This window comes from Mycolicibacterium sp. TUM20985 (assembly GCF_030295745.1).
Classification (GTDB): domain Bacteria; phylum Actinomycetota; class Actinomycetes; order Mycobacteriales; family Mycobacteriaceae; genus Mycobacterium.
This window is the reverse complement of record NZ_AP027291.1, coordinates 1687757-1704903: the sequence shown is the minus strand read 5'-3', so window position 1 is coordinate 1704903 and position 17147 is coordinate 1687757. Positions and strand designations below refer to the sequence as shown.

The 17147-nt window shown below is 66.6% G+C and carries 18 protein-coding genes; 15 read left to right on the top strand and 3 right to left on the bottom strand.

Translation table 11 applies throughout. From position 1 onward, the window contains the following. The first annotated feature begins 107 nt into the window (after positions 1-107). The 4 genes from QUE68_RS08435 to QUE68_RS08420 all read left to right on the top strand — a co-directional run bounded on the left by QUE68_RS08435 (position 108) and on the right by QUE68_RS08420 (position 3412). The gene (locus tag QUE68_RS08435) at positions 108-809 is read left to right on the top strand and encodes an SDR family NAD(P)-dependent oxidoreductase (protein ID WP_284225531.1); all 702 of its coding nucleotides are present in this window, start codon (positions 108-110) and stop codon (positions 807-809) included. Positions 810-864: 55 nt separating this feature from the next. Then, entirely contained in the window at positions 865-1725 is an 861-nt protein-coding gene (locus QUE68_RS08430) for a mycofactocin-coupled SDR family oxidoreductase (RefSeq protein ID WP_284225530.1), read from the top strand. Positions 1726-1770: 45 nt separating this feature from the next. Continuing rightward, complete coding sequence (locus QUE68_RS08425) at positions 1771-1962, top strand: ferredoxin (RefSeq protein WP_284225529.1); 192 nt, start codon at positions 1771-1773, stop codon at positions 1960-1962. Positions 1963-2026: 64 nt separating this feature from the next. Next, positions 2027-3412 carry a cytochrome P450 gene (locus QUE68_RS08420; RefSeq protein ID WP_284225528.1) on the top strand — a complete coding sequence of 462 codons (1386 nt, stop codon included), beginning with the start codon at positions 2027-2029 and terminating at the stop codon, positions 3410-3412. Between the two features lie 221 nt (positions 3413-3633). Here the strand turns inward: QUE68_RS08420 and QUE68_RS08415 are convergent, their stop codons facing one another. Next, positions 3634-4809: an acyl-CoA dehydrogenase family protein gene (locus QUE68_RS08415; RefSeq protein ID WP_286275412.1), complete on the bottom strand. Its 1176-nt coding sequence runs from the start codon at positions 4807-4809 to the stop codon at positions 3634-3636. Then, positions 4809-5801 (bottom strand): acyl-CoA dehydrogenase family protein, encoded by a 993-nt coding sequence (locus QUE68_RS08410; protein WP_286275411.1) that lies wholly within the window; start codon positions 5799-5801, stop codon positions 4809-4811. The genes QUE68_RS08415 and QUE68_RS08410 overlap by 1 nt, the downstream gene beginning before the upstream one ends. Before the next feature lie 251 nt (positions 5802-6052). Here QUE68_RS08410 and QUE68_RS08405 point away from each other — a divergent pair, with 251 nt between their 5' ends. The 4 genes from QUE68_RS08405 to QUE68_RS08390 are packed head-to-tail and all read left to right on the top strand — an operon-like array spanning position 6053 to position 9607. Then, positions 6053-7162 carry an amidohydrolase family protein gene (locus QUE68_RS08405; protein ID WP_284225525.1) on the top strand — a complete coding sequence of 370 codons (1110 nt, stop codon included), beginning with the start codon at positions 6053-6055 and terminating at the stop codon, positions 7160-7162. A gap of 21 nt (positions 7163-7183) precedes the next feature. Beyond that, entirely contained in the window at positions 7184-8326 is a 1143-nt protein-coding gene (locus tag QUE68_RS08400; RefSeq protein WP_284225524.1) for an amidohydrolase family protein, read from the top strand. 3 nt (positions 8327-8329) lie between these two features. Beyond that, the gene (locus QUE68_RS08395; RefSeq protein WP_284225523.1) at positions 8330-8719 is read left to right on the top strand and encodes a Rieske (2Fe-2S) protein; all 390 of its coding nucleotides are present in this window, start codon (positions 8330-8332) and stop codon (positions 8717-8719) included. 30 nt (positions 8720-8749) lie between these two features. After that, positions 8750-9607: an alpha/beta fold hydrolase gene (locus tag QUE68_RS08390; protein WP_284230782.1), complete on the top strand. Its 858-nt coding sequence runs from the start codon at positions 8750-8752 to the stop codon at positions 9605-9607. Between the two features lie 14 nt (positions 9608-9621). Here QUE68_RS08390 and QUE68_RS08385 read toward each other — a convergent pair whose 3' ends face one another. Then, positions 9622-10104, bottom strand: coding sequence for a hypothetical protein (locus QUE68_RS08385; RefSeq protein ID WP_284225522.1), 483 nt, complete (start codon positions 10102-10104; stop codon positions 9622-9624). Positions 10105-10140: 36 nt separating this feature from the next. On the opposite strand from QUE68_RS08385, the gene QUE68_RS08380 reads away from it, so the two are divergent. The 7 genes from QUE68_RS08380 (at position 10141) to QUE68_RS08350 (ending at position 17144) form a co-directional block, all read left to right on the top strand. Continuing rightward, positions 10141-11433 (top strand): NADH-ubiquinone oxidoreductase-F iron-sulfur binding region domain-containing protein, encoded by a 1293-nt coding sequence (locus tag QUE68_RS08380; protein ID WP_284225521.1) that lies wholly within the window; start codon positions 10141-10143, stop codon positions 11431-11433. A gap of 8 nt (positions 11434-11441) precedes the next feature. Then, the gene (locus tag QUE68_RS08375; protein WP_284230780.1) at positions 11442-11660 is read left to right on the top strand and encodes a ferredoxin; all 219 of its coding nucleotides are present in this window, start codon (positions 11442-11444) and stop codon (positions 11658-11660) included. Between the two features lies 1 nt (position 11661). Next, positions 11662-13317, top strand: a complete 1656-nt coding sequence (locus QUE68_RS08370; protein ID WP_284225520.1) for a thiolase C-terminal domain-containing protein — start codon at positions 11662-11664, stop codon at positions 13315-13317. A 38-nt stretch (positions 13318-13355) separates the two neighbouring features. Next, positions 13356-14198, top strand: coding sequence for an alpha/beta hydrolase (locus tag QUE68_RS08365; protein WP_284230778.1), 843 nt, complete (start codon positions 13356-13358; stop codon positions 14196-14198). After that, a complete protein-coding gene (locus QUE68_RS08360) occupies positions 14198-15016 on the top strand; it encodes an NAD(P)-dependent oxidoreductase (protein ID WP_284225519.1) in 819 nt (272 codons plus the stop codon). Before QUE68_RS08365 ends, QUE68_RS08360 begins: the two co-directional genes overlap by 1 nt. Next, positions 15016-15813: an NAD(P)-dependent oxidoreductase gene (locus QUE68_RS08355; RefSeq protein WP_284225518.1), complete on the top strand. Its 798-nt coding sequence runs from the start codon at positions 15016-15018 to the stop codon at positions 15811-15813. Before QUE68_RS08360 ends, QUE68_RS08355 begins: the two co-directional genes overlap by 1 nt. Before the next feature lie 128 nt (positions 15814-15941). Further along, the gene (locus QUE68_RS08350) at positions 15942-17144 is read left to right on the top strand and encodes a cytochrome P450 (protein ID WP_284233529.1); all 1203 of its coding nucleotides are present in this window, start codon (positions 15942-15944) and stop codon (positions 17142-17144) included. Positions 17145-17147 lie beyond the last annotated feature (3 nt).

Sequence of the window (17147 nt, the reverse complement as noted above, 5' to 3'; positions counted from 1 at the left end):
GCGGCGGAACGGTTGTCTTGCGAGATCTGGCGACCGGAGAGTACGGTTCTCATAATCGGAAGCACTGTTCTTACGAACTCGATCGAACTTACCGGGAGGACCCCGCAGTGAAGAACGCCGTCGTCACGGGAGGCGGTTCCGGCATCGGCGCGGCGATCGCGAATCGTCTGCGCTCCGACGGCTATCACGTCGCGACGCTGGATCTGAATCCTTCCGACGAGGAGTTCGCCTTCACGGCGGACGTCACCGACCGAGCGGCCATCGATACGGCACTCGACGCCATCCGGGCCCAGCTGGGGCCGGTCACCATCCTGGTGAACGCCGCCGGGCTGGATGGTTTCAAGCGCTTCCTCGACATCGACTTCGACACCTGGCGACGCGTCATCGACGTCAACCTCAACGGCGTCTTCCACTGCATCCAGGCTGTCCTGCCCGACATGATCGAGGCGAACTGGGGCCGGATCGTCAACATCTCCTCGTCGAGCACTCATTCGGGCACGCCGTACATGTCGCACTACGTGTCGGCCAAGTCGGCGGTGAACGGACTCACCAAGAGCCTCGCGCTCGAATACGGACCGGATGGCATCACGGTCAACGCGGTTCCGCCCGGTTTCATCGACACCCCGATGCTGCGCAAGGCCGAGAGCCGCGGCTTCCTCGGCGACATCGAGAAGACCATCGAGCAGACCCCGGTTCGGCGGATCGGCAAGCCCGAGGACATCGCCGCCGCGTGCTCCTTCCTCATCTCCGACGAGGCCAGCTACATCACCGGCCAGATCCTCGGCGTCAACGGCGGGCGAAACACCTAAGCGATGACACAGACAGTGATGACACAGGCAGTGCAGTCGAAGGAGAGGACTTCCGATGGGACGCGTTGAGGGCAAGGTCGCTTTCATCACCGGCGCCGCGCGCGGGCAGGGTCGCAGTCACGCGATCCGATTGGCCGAGGAGGGCGCGGACATCATCGCCGTCGACCTGTGCGAGGACATCCCGTCCATTGGCTACTCGATGGCCACCCTCGAGGATCTCGAGGAAACGGCGCAGTACGTCGAGAAGACCGGGCAGCGCATCGTGACGGCCAAGGCCGACGTGCGCGATGCCGCCCAGCTTCGGGCCGCACTCGAACAGGGCATCGGCGAATTGGGCAAGCTCGACATCGTGGTGGCCCAGGCGGGCGTTGCCGGCATGAAGGGCGAACCTCAGATCGACGCCTGGTGCGACGTGATCAACACCAACCTGGTGGGCACCATCAATGCCATTCAGGTGGCACTTCCCCACCTCGGCGAAGGCGCCTCGATCATCGCCACCGGTTCGACCGCGGCCCTGATGGACGTCGCCAAGGTCGACAATCCCGGCGCCGACCTGGGCGGTGTGGCGTACCTGACCTCCAAGCGTGCGCTGTCCGGCTACGTCTACGACCTCGCCACGCACCTGGCGCCGCGCGGAATCCGCGCCAACGTCGTCCATCCGACGAATTGCAACACCGACATGTTGCAGAGCGCGCCGATGTACCGGTCTTTCCGGCCCGACCTGGAGAACCCCACGCGTGCCGACGCCGAACCGGTCTTCGGGGTCCAGCAAGCGATGAAGATCCCTTACATCGAGCCGATCGACATCAGCAACATGATCCTGTTCCTCGCCTCCGAGGAGGCCAGGTACGTGACGGGCATGCAGATGCGGGTCGACGGCGGCGGATACCTCAAGTGGTACGACTACCACGTCTAGACCAGCTCCGGACAACGACATTCGCAACATCAGAAGGGTACGAACGTGAAGGTGTCAGTTGACGGACAGCGCTGCCAGGGACACACCCTGTGCGCGATGATCGCGCCCGACTCGTTCGAACTCGACGACGTCGACGGTCATGCTTCGCCAGTGACCGAGCTGGTGCCCGCCGACCGCGAGGCCCAGGTCGCAGAAGCCGCCCAGTCGTGCCCGGAACAGGCCATCGTCATCGAATGACGTTGCAGCCCCGTCACTTCGACCGATGCCGACCGTTCGCCCAAGAACACTAGGAGACACCGCCGTGACCATCGACGACTGCGATGAGCCGCTTTCGCGAGAAGCCGACGACGACCGCAAGAAGAACGGCATCCACTTCGATCGGCACACCCCGGAGTACCGGGAGCAGTTCCAGGAGATCACCGAGGCGATGCACGCCAAGTGCCCGGTGGCGTGGACCGACGTCTACGGCGGGCACTGGGTCGCCGCAGGCAGCAGCGAGGTGTTCGAGCTCGCGCGTTGTCCCGTCGTCTCCAACGACCACGACCTGCACGGAGAGCGAAGGGGTTACCAGGGCATCACCATTCCGAAGGCGCAACGCGCGACGGTCGTGCGCGGCGGGATCCTCGAGATGGACGAGCCCGAACACGGCATCTACCGCGGTGCCCTCAATCCGTATCTGTCCCCGGCCGCGATCAAACGGTGGGTGCCCTTCGTCGACGAGATCACCCGCGCCGCACTGGACGAGAAGATCGAGACCGGTCGCATCGACTTCGTCGACGACCTGGCCAACATCGTGCCCGCCGTGCTGACACTCGCCATGATGGGCATCGAGCTGAAGAAGTGGTTGATCTACAGCGAGCCCGCCCATGCCGGGGTGTCCACCCCCGAACACTCGCCCGATGCCCCGCGGGTCGCCGAGATGAACCGGCAGATGGGCATCGACATGATCACCACGATGATGGAGATCCGGGAGAATCCGCGACCAGGCCTGGTGAATGCGCTACTGAACCTGCGCATCGACGGTGAGCCCGCCCCCGACCTGGAGATCCTCGGCAACCTCGGGCTAGTCATCGGCGGTGGGTTCGACACCACCACGGCGCTCACCGCGCATGCGCTGGAATGGCTTTCGGAGCACCCGGATCAGCGTGAGCGGCTCAGTCACGAGCGCGACACCCTGCTGGACCCGGCCACCGAGGAGTTCCTCCGCTACTTCACGCCCGCGCCAGGAGATGGCCGCACCTTCGCCGAGGACGTCGAGGTCGACGGTCAGCGCTTTCACGAGGGCGAGCGGCTGTGGCTGTCGTGGGCCATGGCCAACCGCGACCCGTCGGTGTTCGACGAACCGAACGAGGTCATGTTGGATCGAAAGGGCAACCGGCACTTCAGCTTCGGCATCGGTGTCCACCGCTGCGTCGGGTCCAACGTGGCCCGAACCGTGTTCAAGTCGATGCTGACCGCCGTGCTCGATCGGATGCCCGACTACGTGTGTGATCCCGAAGGCGCCGAGCATTACGAGAGCATCGGCGTGATCCAGGGCATGAAGCATCTGCCCGCCACGTTCACCCCGGGTAGGCGATTGGGTCCCGGCCTCGACGAGACGCTGGAGAACCTGCAGCGGATCTGCGACGAGCAGGAGTTGGCCCGGCCGATCACCGAGCGCAAGGACGCCGCCGTCATCGACTGGTGACCTCCAGTCCCCTCCCCTCCCTCTTTCTTGCTCCCCTTCTTGCGCGAGCGTGCGCGTCTGCGGCCGACACGCCGAAGCCCGATCCAACTTTGCGCACGCTCGTCAGTGCGATGGCGGCGAACCCGAACCCGAACCCGCCGCGAGCGTGCGCAAACTCGGGCGACACGCCGACCACAGGCCCGCAGACACGCACGCTCGCGGGGAAGAAGACGATGGGCCGGCTAGGGGCGGGGCAGCCCGAGCACCTGCTGGGCGATGATGTTGCGCTGGATCTCCGACGTGCCACCGGCGATGGTGCCCGAGAAGCTGCGGGCGAAGCGCTCGAACCAACTCGCGAAGTAGTGGTCGAGGTTCATGTGCGCGTACGGTCCCGTAGTCGCCGGATGGATCAGTCCCTCGGCGCCGGCGGCAGTCAGAATGTTGTTGGACGCGTTCATCTCCGCCTCGGATCCGAAGAGCTTGAGCACCGACACCGACGCGACGTCCACCTCGCCGCGGGCGGCCTTCGCCAGCGAGATCGAGCCCATCAGCCGCAGGGCGTGGTAGTCCATGACGGTCGTGGCGTACTGGTCGCGCTCCAGCGCGGTCGCCGGACGGAAATCGCCGATCATGTTGTCGATGCGGTCGGCGAACCCGAGCCACATCATCGTGCGCTCGTGACCGAGTGAACCGTTGATGACGCCCCACCCCCCGTTGAGCGGGCCGACGAGATTCTCGACGGGCACCTCGACGTCGGTGAAGAACACCTCGTTGAAGTCCTTGTTGTCCTCGCCGCAGAGATCGGCGAACGGACGACGCACCACTCCCGGCAGGTCGGTCGGGATGAGCAACGCGCTGATGCCCTTGTGCTTGGGCGCATCCGGATCGGTCCGCACGAACGTCAGCAGGAAGTCGGCGTCATGGGCGCCCGACGTCCACACCTTCTGGCCGTTGACGACGAACCTGTCCCCATTCAGAACCGCCCTGGTGCGCAGTGACGCCAGGTCAGAACCCGCACTCGGTTCGCTCATGCCAAGCGACGCGGTCTTCTCGCCGCGTAGCACCGGTACCGCCCACTGGTGCTTCTGCTCATCGGAGCCGAATGAAATGAGCGATGCCGCAATGATGTTGACGCCCTGCGGATTGAACGAGTGATAGATCCGACGGTTGCAGAGTTCCTCGAGGTGCACGTACTGCTGCAGCACGCTCGCGTTGCGGCCCCCGAACTCAGGCGGCTGCGCCGGCAGCAGCCAGCCGTTGTCGAACAGCAGACGTTGCCAGTCACGGGCCCACTGCGGCATGTGCGACACCGACCGTGGGCGTTCCGACGTCTGCTCGGCGGTGGGCAGATGCTCGGTGAGGAACGCGACGAACTCGGCGCGGAACTCTTCGACGTCGGAATCGAACGTCAACTGCATCAGAGGGCTCCGTACTCTTCGGCGATCATCGCGCGGTGTTCGGCGGCGCCGCCCAGCATCAACTCACCGGCCTTCGCTCGCTTGAGCGCGAACTGCAGGTCGTTCTCCCACGTGAACCCCATGGCCCCGAAGAGCTGCAGGCCGTGGCGGAACACCAGCGATTGACACTCCCCCGCCGAGGCCTTGGCCATTGCGGCCGCCAGCCGACGACGCGGGTCGTCGGCCGCGATGGTCAAGGCGGCGAAATAAGCCAGCGCGCGGGCCCTTTCGATGGCGACGTGCATGTCCGTCGCCTTGTGCTGCACGGCTTGGAACGAGCCGATGGCCACCCCGAACTGCTGACGGTTCTTCACGTGTTCGATGGCGAGGTCCAGGATGCGCTGACACGCCCCCACCATGGTGATCGCCATGCCGGTGAGGGCCAGGTGTCGCGCACGTTCGGTGTCGACGGAAACCCTGTCGGCATCGGCGATGCGCACGCCGGCGAAGGTCACCTCGGCCACGTGCAGCACCGGGTCGAACACCGAACTGCGCCGCGCGTCGACCGCGTGCGCATCGACGATGAACACCCCGGCCGCGGTCACCACGGCGAGGCGATCGGCGCGGTCGCCGTCGAGGACGTGGCGCGCCGTGCCGTTGAGGACCCAGCCCTCGGCGTCACGGTGAGCGGTGACGCCGTCGTACACCGCGGCGCCCGCCTGTTGAGGGTCGAACCGGTCGCCGACGAGCGGCGCGAACTGCGTCAGCGTGGCCAGGAACGGCGTGGGGTCGGTGGCGCGCCCCAACTCCTCCAGCAGGATCGCCAGCTCGACGGCGTTGTCGGGGTCGGCCAGCTCGGTCCAACCGGCGTCGACGTAGAGCTTCCACAGTGGCCCGGCGTCCACACCGTCCTCGGCGACGCTGCGGACCAGCGATGCCGGACACTGCTTGCCTACCGCGTCGCGGACCGTTCCCTGCCATAGGCGCTGATCAGCGTCGAACTCCAACAGCATGCCGCCGCCTCCTGCATCGTCGTCGATTCACTGTGAGAATATCATTCTCATTAGCGAGTCAAGCATTCTCCCCATACTGCTACCTCATTTCACCGAGCCTGCCTCGTGCGACTGACCAGCACACACTCTCACCAGCGCCGATCCTCGCAATCGGCCGGAGAACAATATTCTTGCCAAAGAAGAACAACGATCTACACTGGGGTCGTGTCTGGTGCGGCTGCGCCCAGACGACGACGTGAAGGATGGATCCGGTGAAGGAACTGCGGGACGGGACAGGCGGTACCTCGCACGTCCCCGTCATCGACGCGAGCGTGCACATCTTCTGCCAGTCCAACGAAGACCTACGTCAGACGTTCATGCGGGAGCCCTACCGCAGCCGGGGCTTTCCGGACTACGAGATGGACTGGTACGGCGCGCCGGGTGGCGAGTACGTCAACGGCAGCCGCGGCCCGAATCGTCAGTACCCGGGCTCCGTGCCCGAACTCGTGGCCCAGGAGCTGTTCGAACGACGCGGCGTCGACGTCGCCATCCTGCATCCCATGACCCGCGGAATCATGCCCGACCGGCACCTCGGAACGGCGATCGCGTCCGCGCACAACGACATGATGGTCACGCGCTGGCTCGACGGCGAGTTCGGCGACCGGTTCCGCGGCACGCTGCGCGTCGACCCCGATGACGTCGCCGGTGCCGTGCGCGAGATCGAGAAGTACCGGGACCACCCGCGGGTGGTGCAGATCGGAGTCCCGCTGCAGTCCCGCGAACTCTATGGCAAGCCGCAGTTCTGGCCGCTGTGGGACGCCGCCGCGGCGGCGAACCTGCCGGTCGCCGTCCACATCGAGGTGGGCGCCGGAATCGCCTTCCCACCAACGCCTTCGGGCAAGACTCGCACCTACGAGCAGTACCTGTCGTTCATGTCGCTCAACTACCTCTACCACCTGATGAACATGATCGCCGAGGGCGTCTTCGAACGCTCCCCGGGTCTGAAGTTCGTCTGGGCCGACGGTGCGGCGGACCTCCTGACGCCATTCATGTGGCGGATGGACTGCTTCGGCCGGCCGCACCTCGAACAGACGCCGTGGGCGCCGAAGATGCCGAGCGACTATCTGCCCGGACACGTCTACTTCATCCAGGGTGGCCTCGACGGGCCGGGCGACACCGAGTTCGCCGGTGAGTGGTTCGGTTTCACGGGCAAGGACGACATGACGATGTTCGGCTCGAGCTACCCGCACTGGGACTGCAACGAGCTTCAGGTGCCGAGCAGTTACAGCGACGAGCAGCGGGACAAACTCTGCTGGCGCAACGCGGCCGAGCTGTACGGCATCGAAAGTTCAGTCATCCCGTCCGCCCTTCGGGCACAGTAGATCGATGGCGAGGAGGCCAACATGACGATCACGACCAATCCACGGGTGCCCGCCGCCGAGCGCATCGCGGTGCGGTGCGTCGACTCCGACGTGCACCCGATGCCGCGCCGTGGCGAGTTGGTGGAGTACATCCCGGAACCGTGGCGCAGCGGGTACTTCACCAATCACGCAGTGGGCGACACGATCTACTACGACGCACCCGACTACGCGCACTCCTACGCGATGCGGCTCGACACGTTCCCGCCCGACGGTGAATTCGCTTGCAGTGACCCGGACATGGCCACCCGGCAGCTCATCATGGAGGCCGGCTCGGACATCGCCATCCTCGAGCCCACCCACGGCGAATCCCGGCTGGCCGAGGCGACGCAGGCCTACTGCATCGCCACCAATTCATGGCTCGCCGACAACTGGCTCGACAGCCACAACAACTGGCACCAACGCTGGCGTGGTTCCATCTGCATCGCCATCGAGGACCCGGTGGGCGCGGTCCGCGAGATCGAGAAGTGGGCCGAACACCCCTACATGTCCCAGATCCTGATCAAGGCGGAGCCGCGTCCGTCGTGGGGCGACCCGATCTACGACCCCATCTGGGCGGCCGCCACCAAATACGACATGCCGATCAGCTGCCATCTGTCGCGTGGCGTATACGAGACACTGCCGATTCCGCCGGTCGGGCTGCCGAGTTACAACCACGACTTCATGGTCACCTACTCGCTGCTGGCGGCGAATCAGGTCATGAGCCTCATCTTCGACGGCACGTTCGACCGCCACCCCACCTTGAAGGTCGTGTTCATCGAGCACGCCTTCAGCTGGATCCTGCCGCTGATGTGGCGCATGGACGCCATCTACGCCAAGCGCAAGTCGCGGATGACCATCAAGCGCAAACCATCGGAGTACGTCAAGAGCAACATCAAGTTCACGACGCAGCCGCTGGACTACCCCGAGGACAAGACCGAGCTCTCGCGCGCGTTCGAATGGATGGAGTGCGAGAAGATCCTGCTGTACTCCTCCGACTACCCGCACTGGACGTTCGACGACCCGCGCTGGTTGGTCAAGCATCTGCCCGAGCACGCGCGCGAGGCGATCATGTTCCGCAACGGTCTCGAGTTCTACAAGCTGCCGGACACCGTGCCAGTCCTCGAGGGACAGGTCCGGGTCTTCTAACCCATGGCGAAGGACACGACGCCCCGGCTGGCGCAGGGGCGGGAGCACGTCGTCGCCACCGTCGACGAAATCCCCTCGGGCACACACAAATTGGTCCCCATCGGCCGGCACGGCGTCGGTGTCTACAACGTCAACGGGACGTTCTACGCCATCGCCAACTATTGCCCGCACGAGGGCGGCCCGCTGTGTTCGGGACGGCCCCGCGGCCGCAACGTGGTGGACGAGACCGTTCCCGGCGACGCCGTCATGGTGCGTGATCTGGAGTTCATCTTCTGCCCTTGGCACCAATGGGGTTTCGAGCTCGCCACCGGGACCACTGCGGTCAAGCCGGAGTGGAGCATCCGCACCTACCCGGTTCGGGTCGTCGGCGACGACGTCCTGGTCCAGGCCTGACCAACCGGAGAGACGTTGACAGTCGAGAAGATGATGATCAACGGCGGCAACGTCGTGTACGAGATCCTGGGCGACAGCGGTGATTTCATCGCCCTGACCCCGGGAGGCCGGTTCAGCAAGGACATCCCGGGGTTGCGCCCCCTGGCCGAGGCACTGGTCGCGGGCGGTCACCGCGTGCTGTTGTGGGACCGCCCCAACTGCGGGGCATCGGACGTGCAGTTCTACGGGTACAGCGAATCCCACATGCGCGCCGAGACGTTGATGCAGCTGATCACCAAGCTGGAGATCGGGCCGTGCATCATCGCGGGCGGCTCTGGCGGCGCCCGCGATTCGATCCTGACCACGATCCTCTATCCCGAACTGGCGACGAAGCTGGTGGTGTGGAACATCGTCGGCGGTGTCTACGGATCGTTCGTTCTCGGTGGGCACTACATCGTGCCCAGCATTCTCGCGGTTCGCGGAGCGGGAATCGGAGGTCTCCTTCACGTCGGCGAGTGGAAGGAACGCATCGCCGAGAATCCGGCCAACGCGGACCGGTTCGGCGCACTGGATGCCGACGAGTTCCTCAAGGTGATGCTGCGCTGGCTCAACGCCTTCGTGTCGAAACCCGGTCAGACCATCCCGGGAGTCGAGGACGGCCTGTTCGACGACATCAAGGTGCCGACGTTGATCATCCGCGGCGGCGAGAACGACTGGGACCACCCGAAGCGGACCTCACTCGAGGTGAGCTGTCTGATCAGGGGTTCGGAGCTGATCGACCCCCCATGGCCGGAGGACGCCTGGGAGCGCGCGGGAGAGAAGTTCACCGCCAGTGGCGGAAAGGACTTCTGCCTCTTCGACACGTGGGTCCAGGCGGCCCCCGCGATCCTCGAATTCGTCGGCCGTTGATGCAGATTCGGCCATCACACGGCGACGATGCGGACCTCGCAGTTCAGCGAGGCCTCCAGCGCGGTGTGCACACGGCTCTCGGGCACGCGTTCGAGGTCGGCCTTGCGCAGCGTGACCGTGACGACGTCCCAGCCTTCGTCGCCGGCCACGCGCATGATCTCGCCGTCCAGCCCAAGCCCCGTCAGTACGCCGTGCGCATCGTCATCGGTACCCCTACTCACATAGGTCAGTACGCCGACCGTGGGCTGCGCGCCGTGCACCCCGAAGGCCTTGGCGCACAGCTCGACTGCCGTACGCCGGAGTTCGTCGACGTCGTCCCCGACGATCAGCAATTCGACCTGCCTGCGGCTTGGAGGAAGCGACGCGAGGTCGATGTCGACCACGCCCACGCCCGCGCCCGCAGCCAACACGACGAGGTCGGACATGCCCTCGGTTAGCTGGGCGCCCACGAGCCGGTCCGCCGGATCGACGGCGACACGGACCACCGCAGTTCTCATGCCCGCCAGCCTATCCGCGGGCAGGAAGGCACAGACATGACTGCACCCAACGGGCTGGCCGCGGAACTCACCATCGCCGCCTGGCCGGGCATGCGGCCGCGGCTGCTGCGCCTCGAGGAGACGACCGAGGACCACGCCACCTACGTGCGCGCGGGCGGTTACCAGGACGTCGACGACCCGGACGCGCTGCTCGACGAGGTCGATCTCGGTGGCCTTCTCGGACGCGGGGGCGCCGCCTTTCCGATGGCGGTGAAGCTGCGTGCGGTCCGGGAGGCGGGCAGGTCGGGCCGCGACACCGTCGTCGTCGCCAACGGCGAAGAGGGTGAGCCCGCCTCGATCAAGGACAAGTGGCTGCTGCGGAACCGTCCGCACCTCGTGCTCGACGGAGTGCGGCTGGCTGCGCGGATGGTGGCGGCCGCACGCGCCGTCGTCTACGTGTCGGACACCTCGGCGGCACAGGCCATGACCGACGCCATCGCCGAGGCGGGTGACGCTCTTCCCCCCATCGACGTGGTCAGCGTGCGACCGGGTTACGTGGCCGGCGAGGAGACCGCGGCGGTCCGCGCGATCAACGGTGGACCGGCCAAACCGACCGACAAGCCGCCAAGGCCCTTCGAGTGCGGTGTCGACGGCAACCCGACGCTGGTCAGCAACGTCGAAACGTTGGCCAACCTGCCGTTCCTGCTCCGGCACGGCGCCGACGCCTACCGATCCGAGGGCACCTCGGCCTCACCGGGCACGTTCCTGGCCACCGTGACCGGGGCAGGACACCCCGCCGCGCTCTACGAACTTCCGCATGGGGTGCCCTTCACCGATCTGCTTGAGCTGCACGGCGTCTCGCCGGACCACGTCAACGGCGTCTTGATGGGCGGGTATTTCGCCGGCTTGTTGAACCGGACGGTCCTGACCGCCACGCTGGACCACGAGACCATGCGCGGCCTGGGTAGCGGCCTGGGCTGCGGAGCCGTTGCGCTCATCACCGACAACTGCCCGGTCGCCGTCGCGGCGTTGGTGATGGCGTACTTCGATCGCGAGAACGCCGGCCAGTGCGGCTCCTGTTTCAACGGCACCGCGGCGATGTCGGCCGTCACGAGGGCACTCTGCCAAGGCGTCGCGACGGCGGAGGACGTGACCCGGTTGGAGCGGTGGTCGGTGCAGCTTCGCGGGCGCGGTGCGTGCGCGACGCTCGATGCGGCCACCAACGTGGCGGCCAGCCTGCTGCTCCAATTCCCCGAGGCAGTGGCCCATCACCTCGACGGCGTGTGCGACGCGTGCCAGATCGACCAGAACAGTGTGCTGCGGCCCTACGAAGTGGAGGCGGTGTGGTGAGCAAGTCCATCAGGATTCGGTTGGACCGCACGATCTGTGACGGCTTCGGCGCGTGCGCCAAGCACGCACCCGACTACTTCTCGCTGGACGACTGGGGCTACGCCTCGTTGATCGGCAACGGTGTCGTTCGGGACGGCGACGAGGACGCGGTGAAGCGGGCGCTGCTGGACTGTCCGGTGCACGCGATCATCGAACTGGCCACCGACGCCGCCGCGGCGGGCAACTGACGTGGTGGACGTCCCGGGACGCCCACTGCCACAGCTCACGCTCGACAACGGGTACTTCTGGACCTCGGGGGCCGACGGCCGGCTCCGGCTCCAGGAGTGTCAGGCCTGCCAGGCGTTGATCCACCCGCCCGCGCCGATCTGCCGCTACTGCCGCAGCCACGACATGGGCGTTCGCGCGGTGTCGGGCAAGGCTTCGTTGTCGGCATTCACCGTCAACCACCGCTTCGGCTTCCCCGATCTGCCGCCGCCGTACGTAGTGGCGCAGGTCGCCATCGCCGAGGATCCGCGGGTTCGGTTGACCACCAACATCATCGAGTGCGACCCCGACGGCCTCGAGATCGGCCAGTCCGTCGAGGTGGTGTTCCAGCAACTCGACGACGTGTGGCTGCCGCTGTTCCGGCCGTCCGCCGACGAGACGCCGCTGCCAGAACCGGTCGACGAGATCGCCCCGCAGGACTTCGGCAAGCACGTCCGCCCGATGCTCGGCCGGGAGAAGTTCGAGGACCACTCGGCGATCACCGGGATCGGCGCCTCACGGCTCGGCCGCCGGTTGATGGTGCCGCCGCTGTCGCTGACGATCGATTCCTGCGAGGCCGCGGTCGCCGACGCGGGTCTGACGCTCGACGACATCGACGGCATGTCGACCTATCCGGGTCTCGACATCGCCGGGATGGGCGAGGGCGGAGTGAGCGCGCTCGAGGGCGCACTCGGCTTGCACCCGACGTGGATCAACGGAGGGATGGACACCTTCGGCCCAGGCGGTGCGGTGATCGCCGCGATGACGGCCGTCGCCACCGGTCTCGCGCGTCACGTGCTCTGCTTCCGCACCCTCTGGGAGGCGACCTTTGGTCAACTGCTGAAGGAAGGCCGGATGTCCCCGCCGGGAGGCGCGCGCACCACGAGCTGGCAGATGCCCTTCGGGGCGACGTCGGCGGCACATACGTTGGCGCTCAACGCACAGCGCCACTTCCACCGGTACGGCACGACGCGCGAGACACTCGGCTGGATTGCGTTGAACCAGCGGGCGAATGCGGCCTTGAACCCGACTGCCATCTATCGAGATCCAATGACCATGGACGACTACCTGAACGCGCGGCTGATCACCACGCCGTTCGGACTGTACGACTGCGACGTGCCCTGCGACGGCGCGGTGGCCGTGATCGTGTCGGCCGTCGACGTCGCCAGGGACATGCCCAAACCGCCGATCCTGTTCGAGGCGGTGGGCACCCAGATCATCGAACGGACGGACTGGGATCAGACGACCATGACGCACGAACCGCAGGTGCTCGGTCAGTCGGCGCATCTGTGGAGCCGAACCTCGTTACGGCCCAAGGACGTCGACGTGGCCGAGCTCTACGACGGGTTCACCTTCAACTGTCTGTCGTGGCTGGAGGCGCTCGGCTTCTGCGGGATCGGTGAGGCGAAGGACTTCCTCGACGGTGGCCGGAACATCGCCCGCGACGGCGTGATCCCGCTCAATACCCACGGCGGCCAGCTGTCGCACGGTCGCACGCATGGAATGGGCTTGATGTACGAAGCGGTCTCGCAGCTCCGCGGCGACGCGGGTGAGCGGCAGGTCGCGGACGCCAAGGTGGCGGTGGTCAGCAGTGGCGGCCTCACCCCCAGCGGCGTGCTGCTGCTGAGGACCGACACGTGAGCCCCGACACCGACACCGAGCCCCGGCCACGCGTCGTCATGGTCGGCGGCGTGCCGATGTCGGCACTCGTCGCCGAGGTGCCCGACCCCCGGGCAGTCATCGTGGCAGTCCACGGCGGTGCGACGTCCGCCCGCTACTTCGACTGCCCCGGTCGGCCACGACTCTCGTTGCTGCGCTTGGCCGCATCGCGCGGATACACGGCCGTCGCCCTCGATCGTCCGGGTTACGGCACCTCGGCGCTCTACCAGGACCAGATGTCGGATGCCGATCGGCGGGTCGAGCTGGCGTTCGGAGCAGTGGACGCCATCGTCGGCGCCGGCCGTGGCGCGGGGATGTTCCTGATGGCGCATTCGGCGGGTTGTGAACTGGGCCTTCGCATGGCGGTCGACGAGAGTCGCGCCGACGTGATCGGCGTCGAGGTGGCCGGCACCGGCCTGCGGTACAACCCCGAGGCGAAGGCGGTCATCAGCCAGGCCACCGCAACCTTGCGACCGGCAGGCCTGCGCGATCTGCTCTGGCAGCCCACCGAGCTCTACCCCGCGGAGGTGCTCACCGGCACGCTCTCGGGACCGGGAGCGGCGTACGAGGCCGAGGTCACCGGAGACTGGCCGCGCCGGAACTTCCCCGCGGTCGCGGCCCGGGTGACGGTTCCGGTTCAGGTCAGCGTTGCCGAACACGAAGCCGTGTGGGAGTCCACCCCGGAGTCGCTGGCCGACATCGCCGCGCTGTTCACCGCATCGCCGCGGGTGGCGCTCAACGAAATGGCCGACAGCGGCCACAATCTCAGCGTCGGGTGGGCTGCCGAGACCTATCACGACCGGGTGCTGTCGTTCGTCGAGGGCTGCCTCGCCGAGGAAGACGTGACGAGGAGGAGGAACTGATGCGGGTCGGATTCATCGGACTGGGTAGCCAGGGTGCACCGATGGCGAGGCGGATCGTCGAGGGCGGATATGACCTGACGCTGTGGGGACGACGCCCCGAATCCGTTGCACCCTTTGCCGACACTGCGGCGAAGATCGCCGGGTCACCCGCCGAACTGGCTGCGGCGAGCGATCTGGTCTGCCTCTGCGTGGTCGGGGACGACGACGTCCGGCAGGTGCTCGACGGCGACACCGGCGTGCTCGCCGGCCTGGCCCCGGGAGGCATCGTGGCGATTCACAGCACCGTGCACCCGGACACCTGTCGTGAGATCGCCGAATCGGCTGCGACGCGCGGTATTTCGATCATCGACGCCCCCGTGAGCGGTGGCGCACCCGCCGCGTCCGAGGGCACGCTGCTCGTCATGGTCGGCGGCGAGGACCACGTCGTGGCCAAGTGCCGGCCAGTCTTCGAGACCTACGCCGACCCCGTCGTGCATCTCGGGCCCCTCGGCGCCGGACAGGTCACCAAGATCCTGAACAACCTGCTCTTCAGCGCGAATCTCGGCGCTGCGATCAGCACACTGGAACTCGGCGAGTCGCTAGGTGTGCCGCGGGATCGGCTGTGCGAGGTACTCGCCCGCGGCTCGGCGACCAGCAAGGCCGTCAGCAGCATCTCCATGTTCGGCGGCACCCTGGCGTCGCTGGCGCCCATCGCCGGTGCGTTGCTTCAGAAGGACGTCCGGCACGCCGCCAACCTCGCCGACGCGGCATCCGCCCCGCAGGGCACCGTCTTCACGGTCGCCGACACCGCCCTGGAACGCATGGACCACCCCCGCTGATGCGCGTCGGATTCGTCGGCGCTGGCCGCATGGGAGCTCCGATGGTGCGCCGCCTCGTCGAAGCAGGCCACCAGGTCACGGTTCTCGGCCGCACCGACGAGAAGCGGTCCTCGATCGCAGAACTGGGCGCGCAAGCTGCTCCCGATCTCGCGGCCGTCGCCGATGGCGCCGAGTCCGTCGTCGTCTGCGTGTTCACCGACGAACAGGTGAGACGGGTGTGCCTCGACGATGGCCTGCTGACCGCGATGGCTCCGGGCTCGACGTTGATCCTGCACACCACCGGCAGCCCGAACACGGCGCGGGACCTCGCCGCGGCCGCGAGCGACGTCAGCGTGGTCGACGCCCCGGTCAGCGGCGGTCCGCACGACATCGCGGCGGGCAGGGTCACCCTGTTCGTCGGCGGCGACGACGATGCGGTGGCGCGTGTCCAGCCGGTGCTCAGCGCGTACGGCGACCCGATCCTGCACGCCGGCGCCTCCGGTGCCGGGCAACTGGTCAAGCTGGTCAACAACACGTTGTTCGCCGCGCAGATCGGCCTCGTCGCCGAGGGAACCCGGCTGGGCACCGAGCTCGGCATCGACGAAACGGCGCTGCTCAACGCGTTGACACACGGCAGTTCGCAGAGTCGCGTGCTCAGCATGATCGCAGGGGCGGGTTCGGCCAAGGCCTTCATCGCCGCCGTCGGGGAGTTCATCGGCAAGGACGTCGCCGTCGTCCGTCGGACCGTCGCGGACCTCGGCGGCGACCTCGGGATCCTTGACGCCGCCGTCGACGCAGGCACGCCTCACCCCACGTAGCGATTAGTCGGTCTACGAACGGCGATTCGCTGTTGTCAGCGTCACATGTGGCGCATACTGTCTTCGTTACAGTACGACGGCCTTCCGTAATGTTTCCAGCCCTGACGATCGGGCGCCAGGAGGATGAAGTGACCAAGCCAAAACTGGTGTTCAGCCCCGTGTCGGCGGAGTACTTCGCCAACCCGTACGAGGTGTACGCGCGGATGCGTGAGGAGGCTCCCCTCTACTACGACGAAGAGTGCGACTTCTACGCACTCACGCGCCATGCGGACGTGGCGGCGGCCTTCAAGGACCACGAGTCGTTCTCGTCGGCGCGCGGTTGCGACCTGAGCATGGTGCGCAGCGGTGAGGTCCCCCAGAAGTCGATCATCTTCATGGACCCGCCCGACCACCGCCACATGCGGAGCTTGGTCAACAAGGCCTTCACTCCCCGTGCGATTCAGGAGCAGAAGGACACTGTCATCGAGCTGATCCGGCACTATCTCGGAAAGGCCGACCCCGACCACTTCGACGTCGTGCAGGACTTCTCCGGCCCCTTCCCGGTGGAGGTCATCACCCGGATGGCCGGGGTGCCGGAGGACTTCCGTCAGCAGGTCCGGCACTGGATCGACAAGAGCTTGGTCCGGAAGCCGGGTCAAATCGACCTTGACGACGACAACATGCAGGCCAACATCGACTCGGGGATGTACTACTACGGTCTGGTCCAGGAACGACGGAAGGACCCGCAGGACGACATGATCAGTCGTCTGATCGCCGCCCAGATCCGCGGCGAGAACGGCGAGATGCGAAGCCTCGACGACATCGAGATCACCGGGTTCACCACACTCTTGGGGGGCGCGGGCGCCGAGACCGTGACCAAACTGGTCGGCAGCGCCATGGTGGTGTTCGCTCAGTACCCCGAACAGTGGCAGATGTTGCTCGACGATCGCAGCAAGATTCCCGCGGCGGTGGAGGAGCTGCTGCGTTACGTCGGACCGGTGCAGTACAACGTGCGTTACAGCCTGAAGGAGGTGACCGTCCCCAGCGGCACGATCCCCGCGGGCAAGCCGGTCTTCCTCATGGGTGCGTCGGCCAACCGCGATCCCGAGGCCTTCACCGACGGTGAGACGTTCGACATCGACCGCGACCGTCTGCAGGCCCAGAATCTCGGGCTGGGCTACGGCATCCACAGCTGCCTCGGGGCGGCGTTGGCGCGCATGGAGACGGCGTTCGCGCTGGAGCATCTGCTCGACTTCATGCCGCGTTACGAAGTCGACTTCGAGGGTCTGCGACGGGTCAACATGCAGAATGTCGCAGGCTTCAGCCACGTGCCGGTCAAGGTGCTGCGGTGACGA

What these genes read in the sequence shown, in the direction of transcription:
- QUE68_RS08430 (WP_284225530.1), top strand. Translation starts at nt 865, where the DNA reads ATGGGACGCGTTGAGGGCAAGGTCGCTTTCATCACCGGCGCCGCGCGC.
- QUE68_RS08415 (WP_286275412.1), bottom strand. Translation starts at nt 4,809, where the DNA reads ATGCAGTTGACGTTCGATTCCGACGTCGAAGAGTTCCGCGCCGAGTTC.
- QUE68_RS08410 (WP_286275411.1), bottom strand. Translation starts at nt 5,801, where the DNA reads ATGCTGTTGGAGTTCGACGCTGATCAGCGCCTATGGCAGGGAACGGTC.
- QUE68_RS08400 (WP_284225524.1), top strand. Translation starts at nt 7,184, where the DNA reads ATGACGATCACGACCAATCCACGGGTGCCCGCCGCCGAGCGCATCGCG.
- QUE68_RS08395 (WP_284225523.1), top strand. Translation starts at nt 8,330, where the DNA reads ATGGCGAAGGACACGACGCCCCGGCTGGCGCAGGGGCGGGAGCACGTC.
- QUE68_RS08390 (WP_284230782.1), top strand. Translation starts at nt 8,750, where the DNA reads ATGATGATCAACGGCGGCAACGTCGTGTACGAGATCCTGGGCGACAGC.
- QUE68_RS08385 (WP_284225522.1), bottom strand. Translation starts at nt 10,104, where the DNA reads ATGAGAACTGCGGTGGTCCGTGTCGCCGTCGATCCGGCGGACCGGCTC.
- QUE68_RS08380 (WP_284225521.1), top strand. Translation starts at nt 10,141, where the DNA reads ATGACTGCACCCAACGGGCTGGCCGCGGAACTCACCATCGCCGCCTGG.
- QUE68_RS08365 (WP_284230778.1), top strand. Translation starts at nt 13,356, where the DNA reads ATGGTCGGCGGCGTGCCGATGTCGGCACTCGTCGCCGAGGTGCCCGAC.
- QUE68_RS08360 (WP_284225519.1), top strand. Translation starts at nt 14,198, where the DNA reads ATGCGGGTCGGATTCATCGGACTGGGTAGCCAGGGTGCACCGATGGCG.
- QUE68_RS08355 (WP_284225518.1), top strand. Translation starts at nt 15,016, where the DNA reads ATGCGCGTCGGATTCGTCGGCGCTGGCCGCATGGGAGCTCCGATGGTG.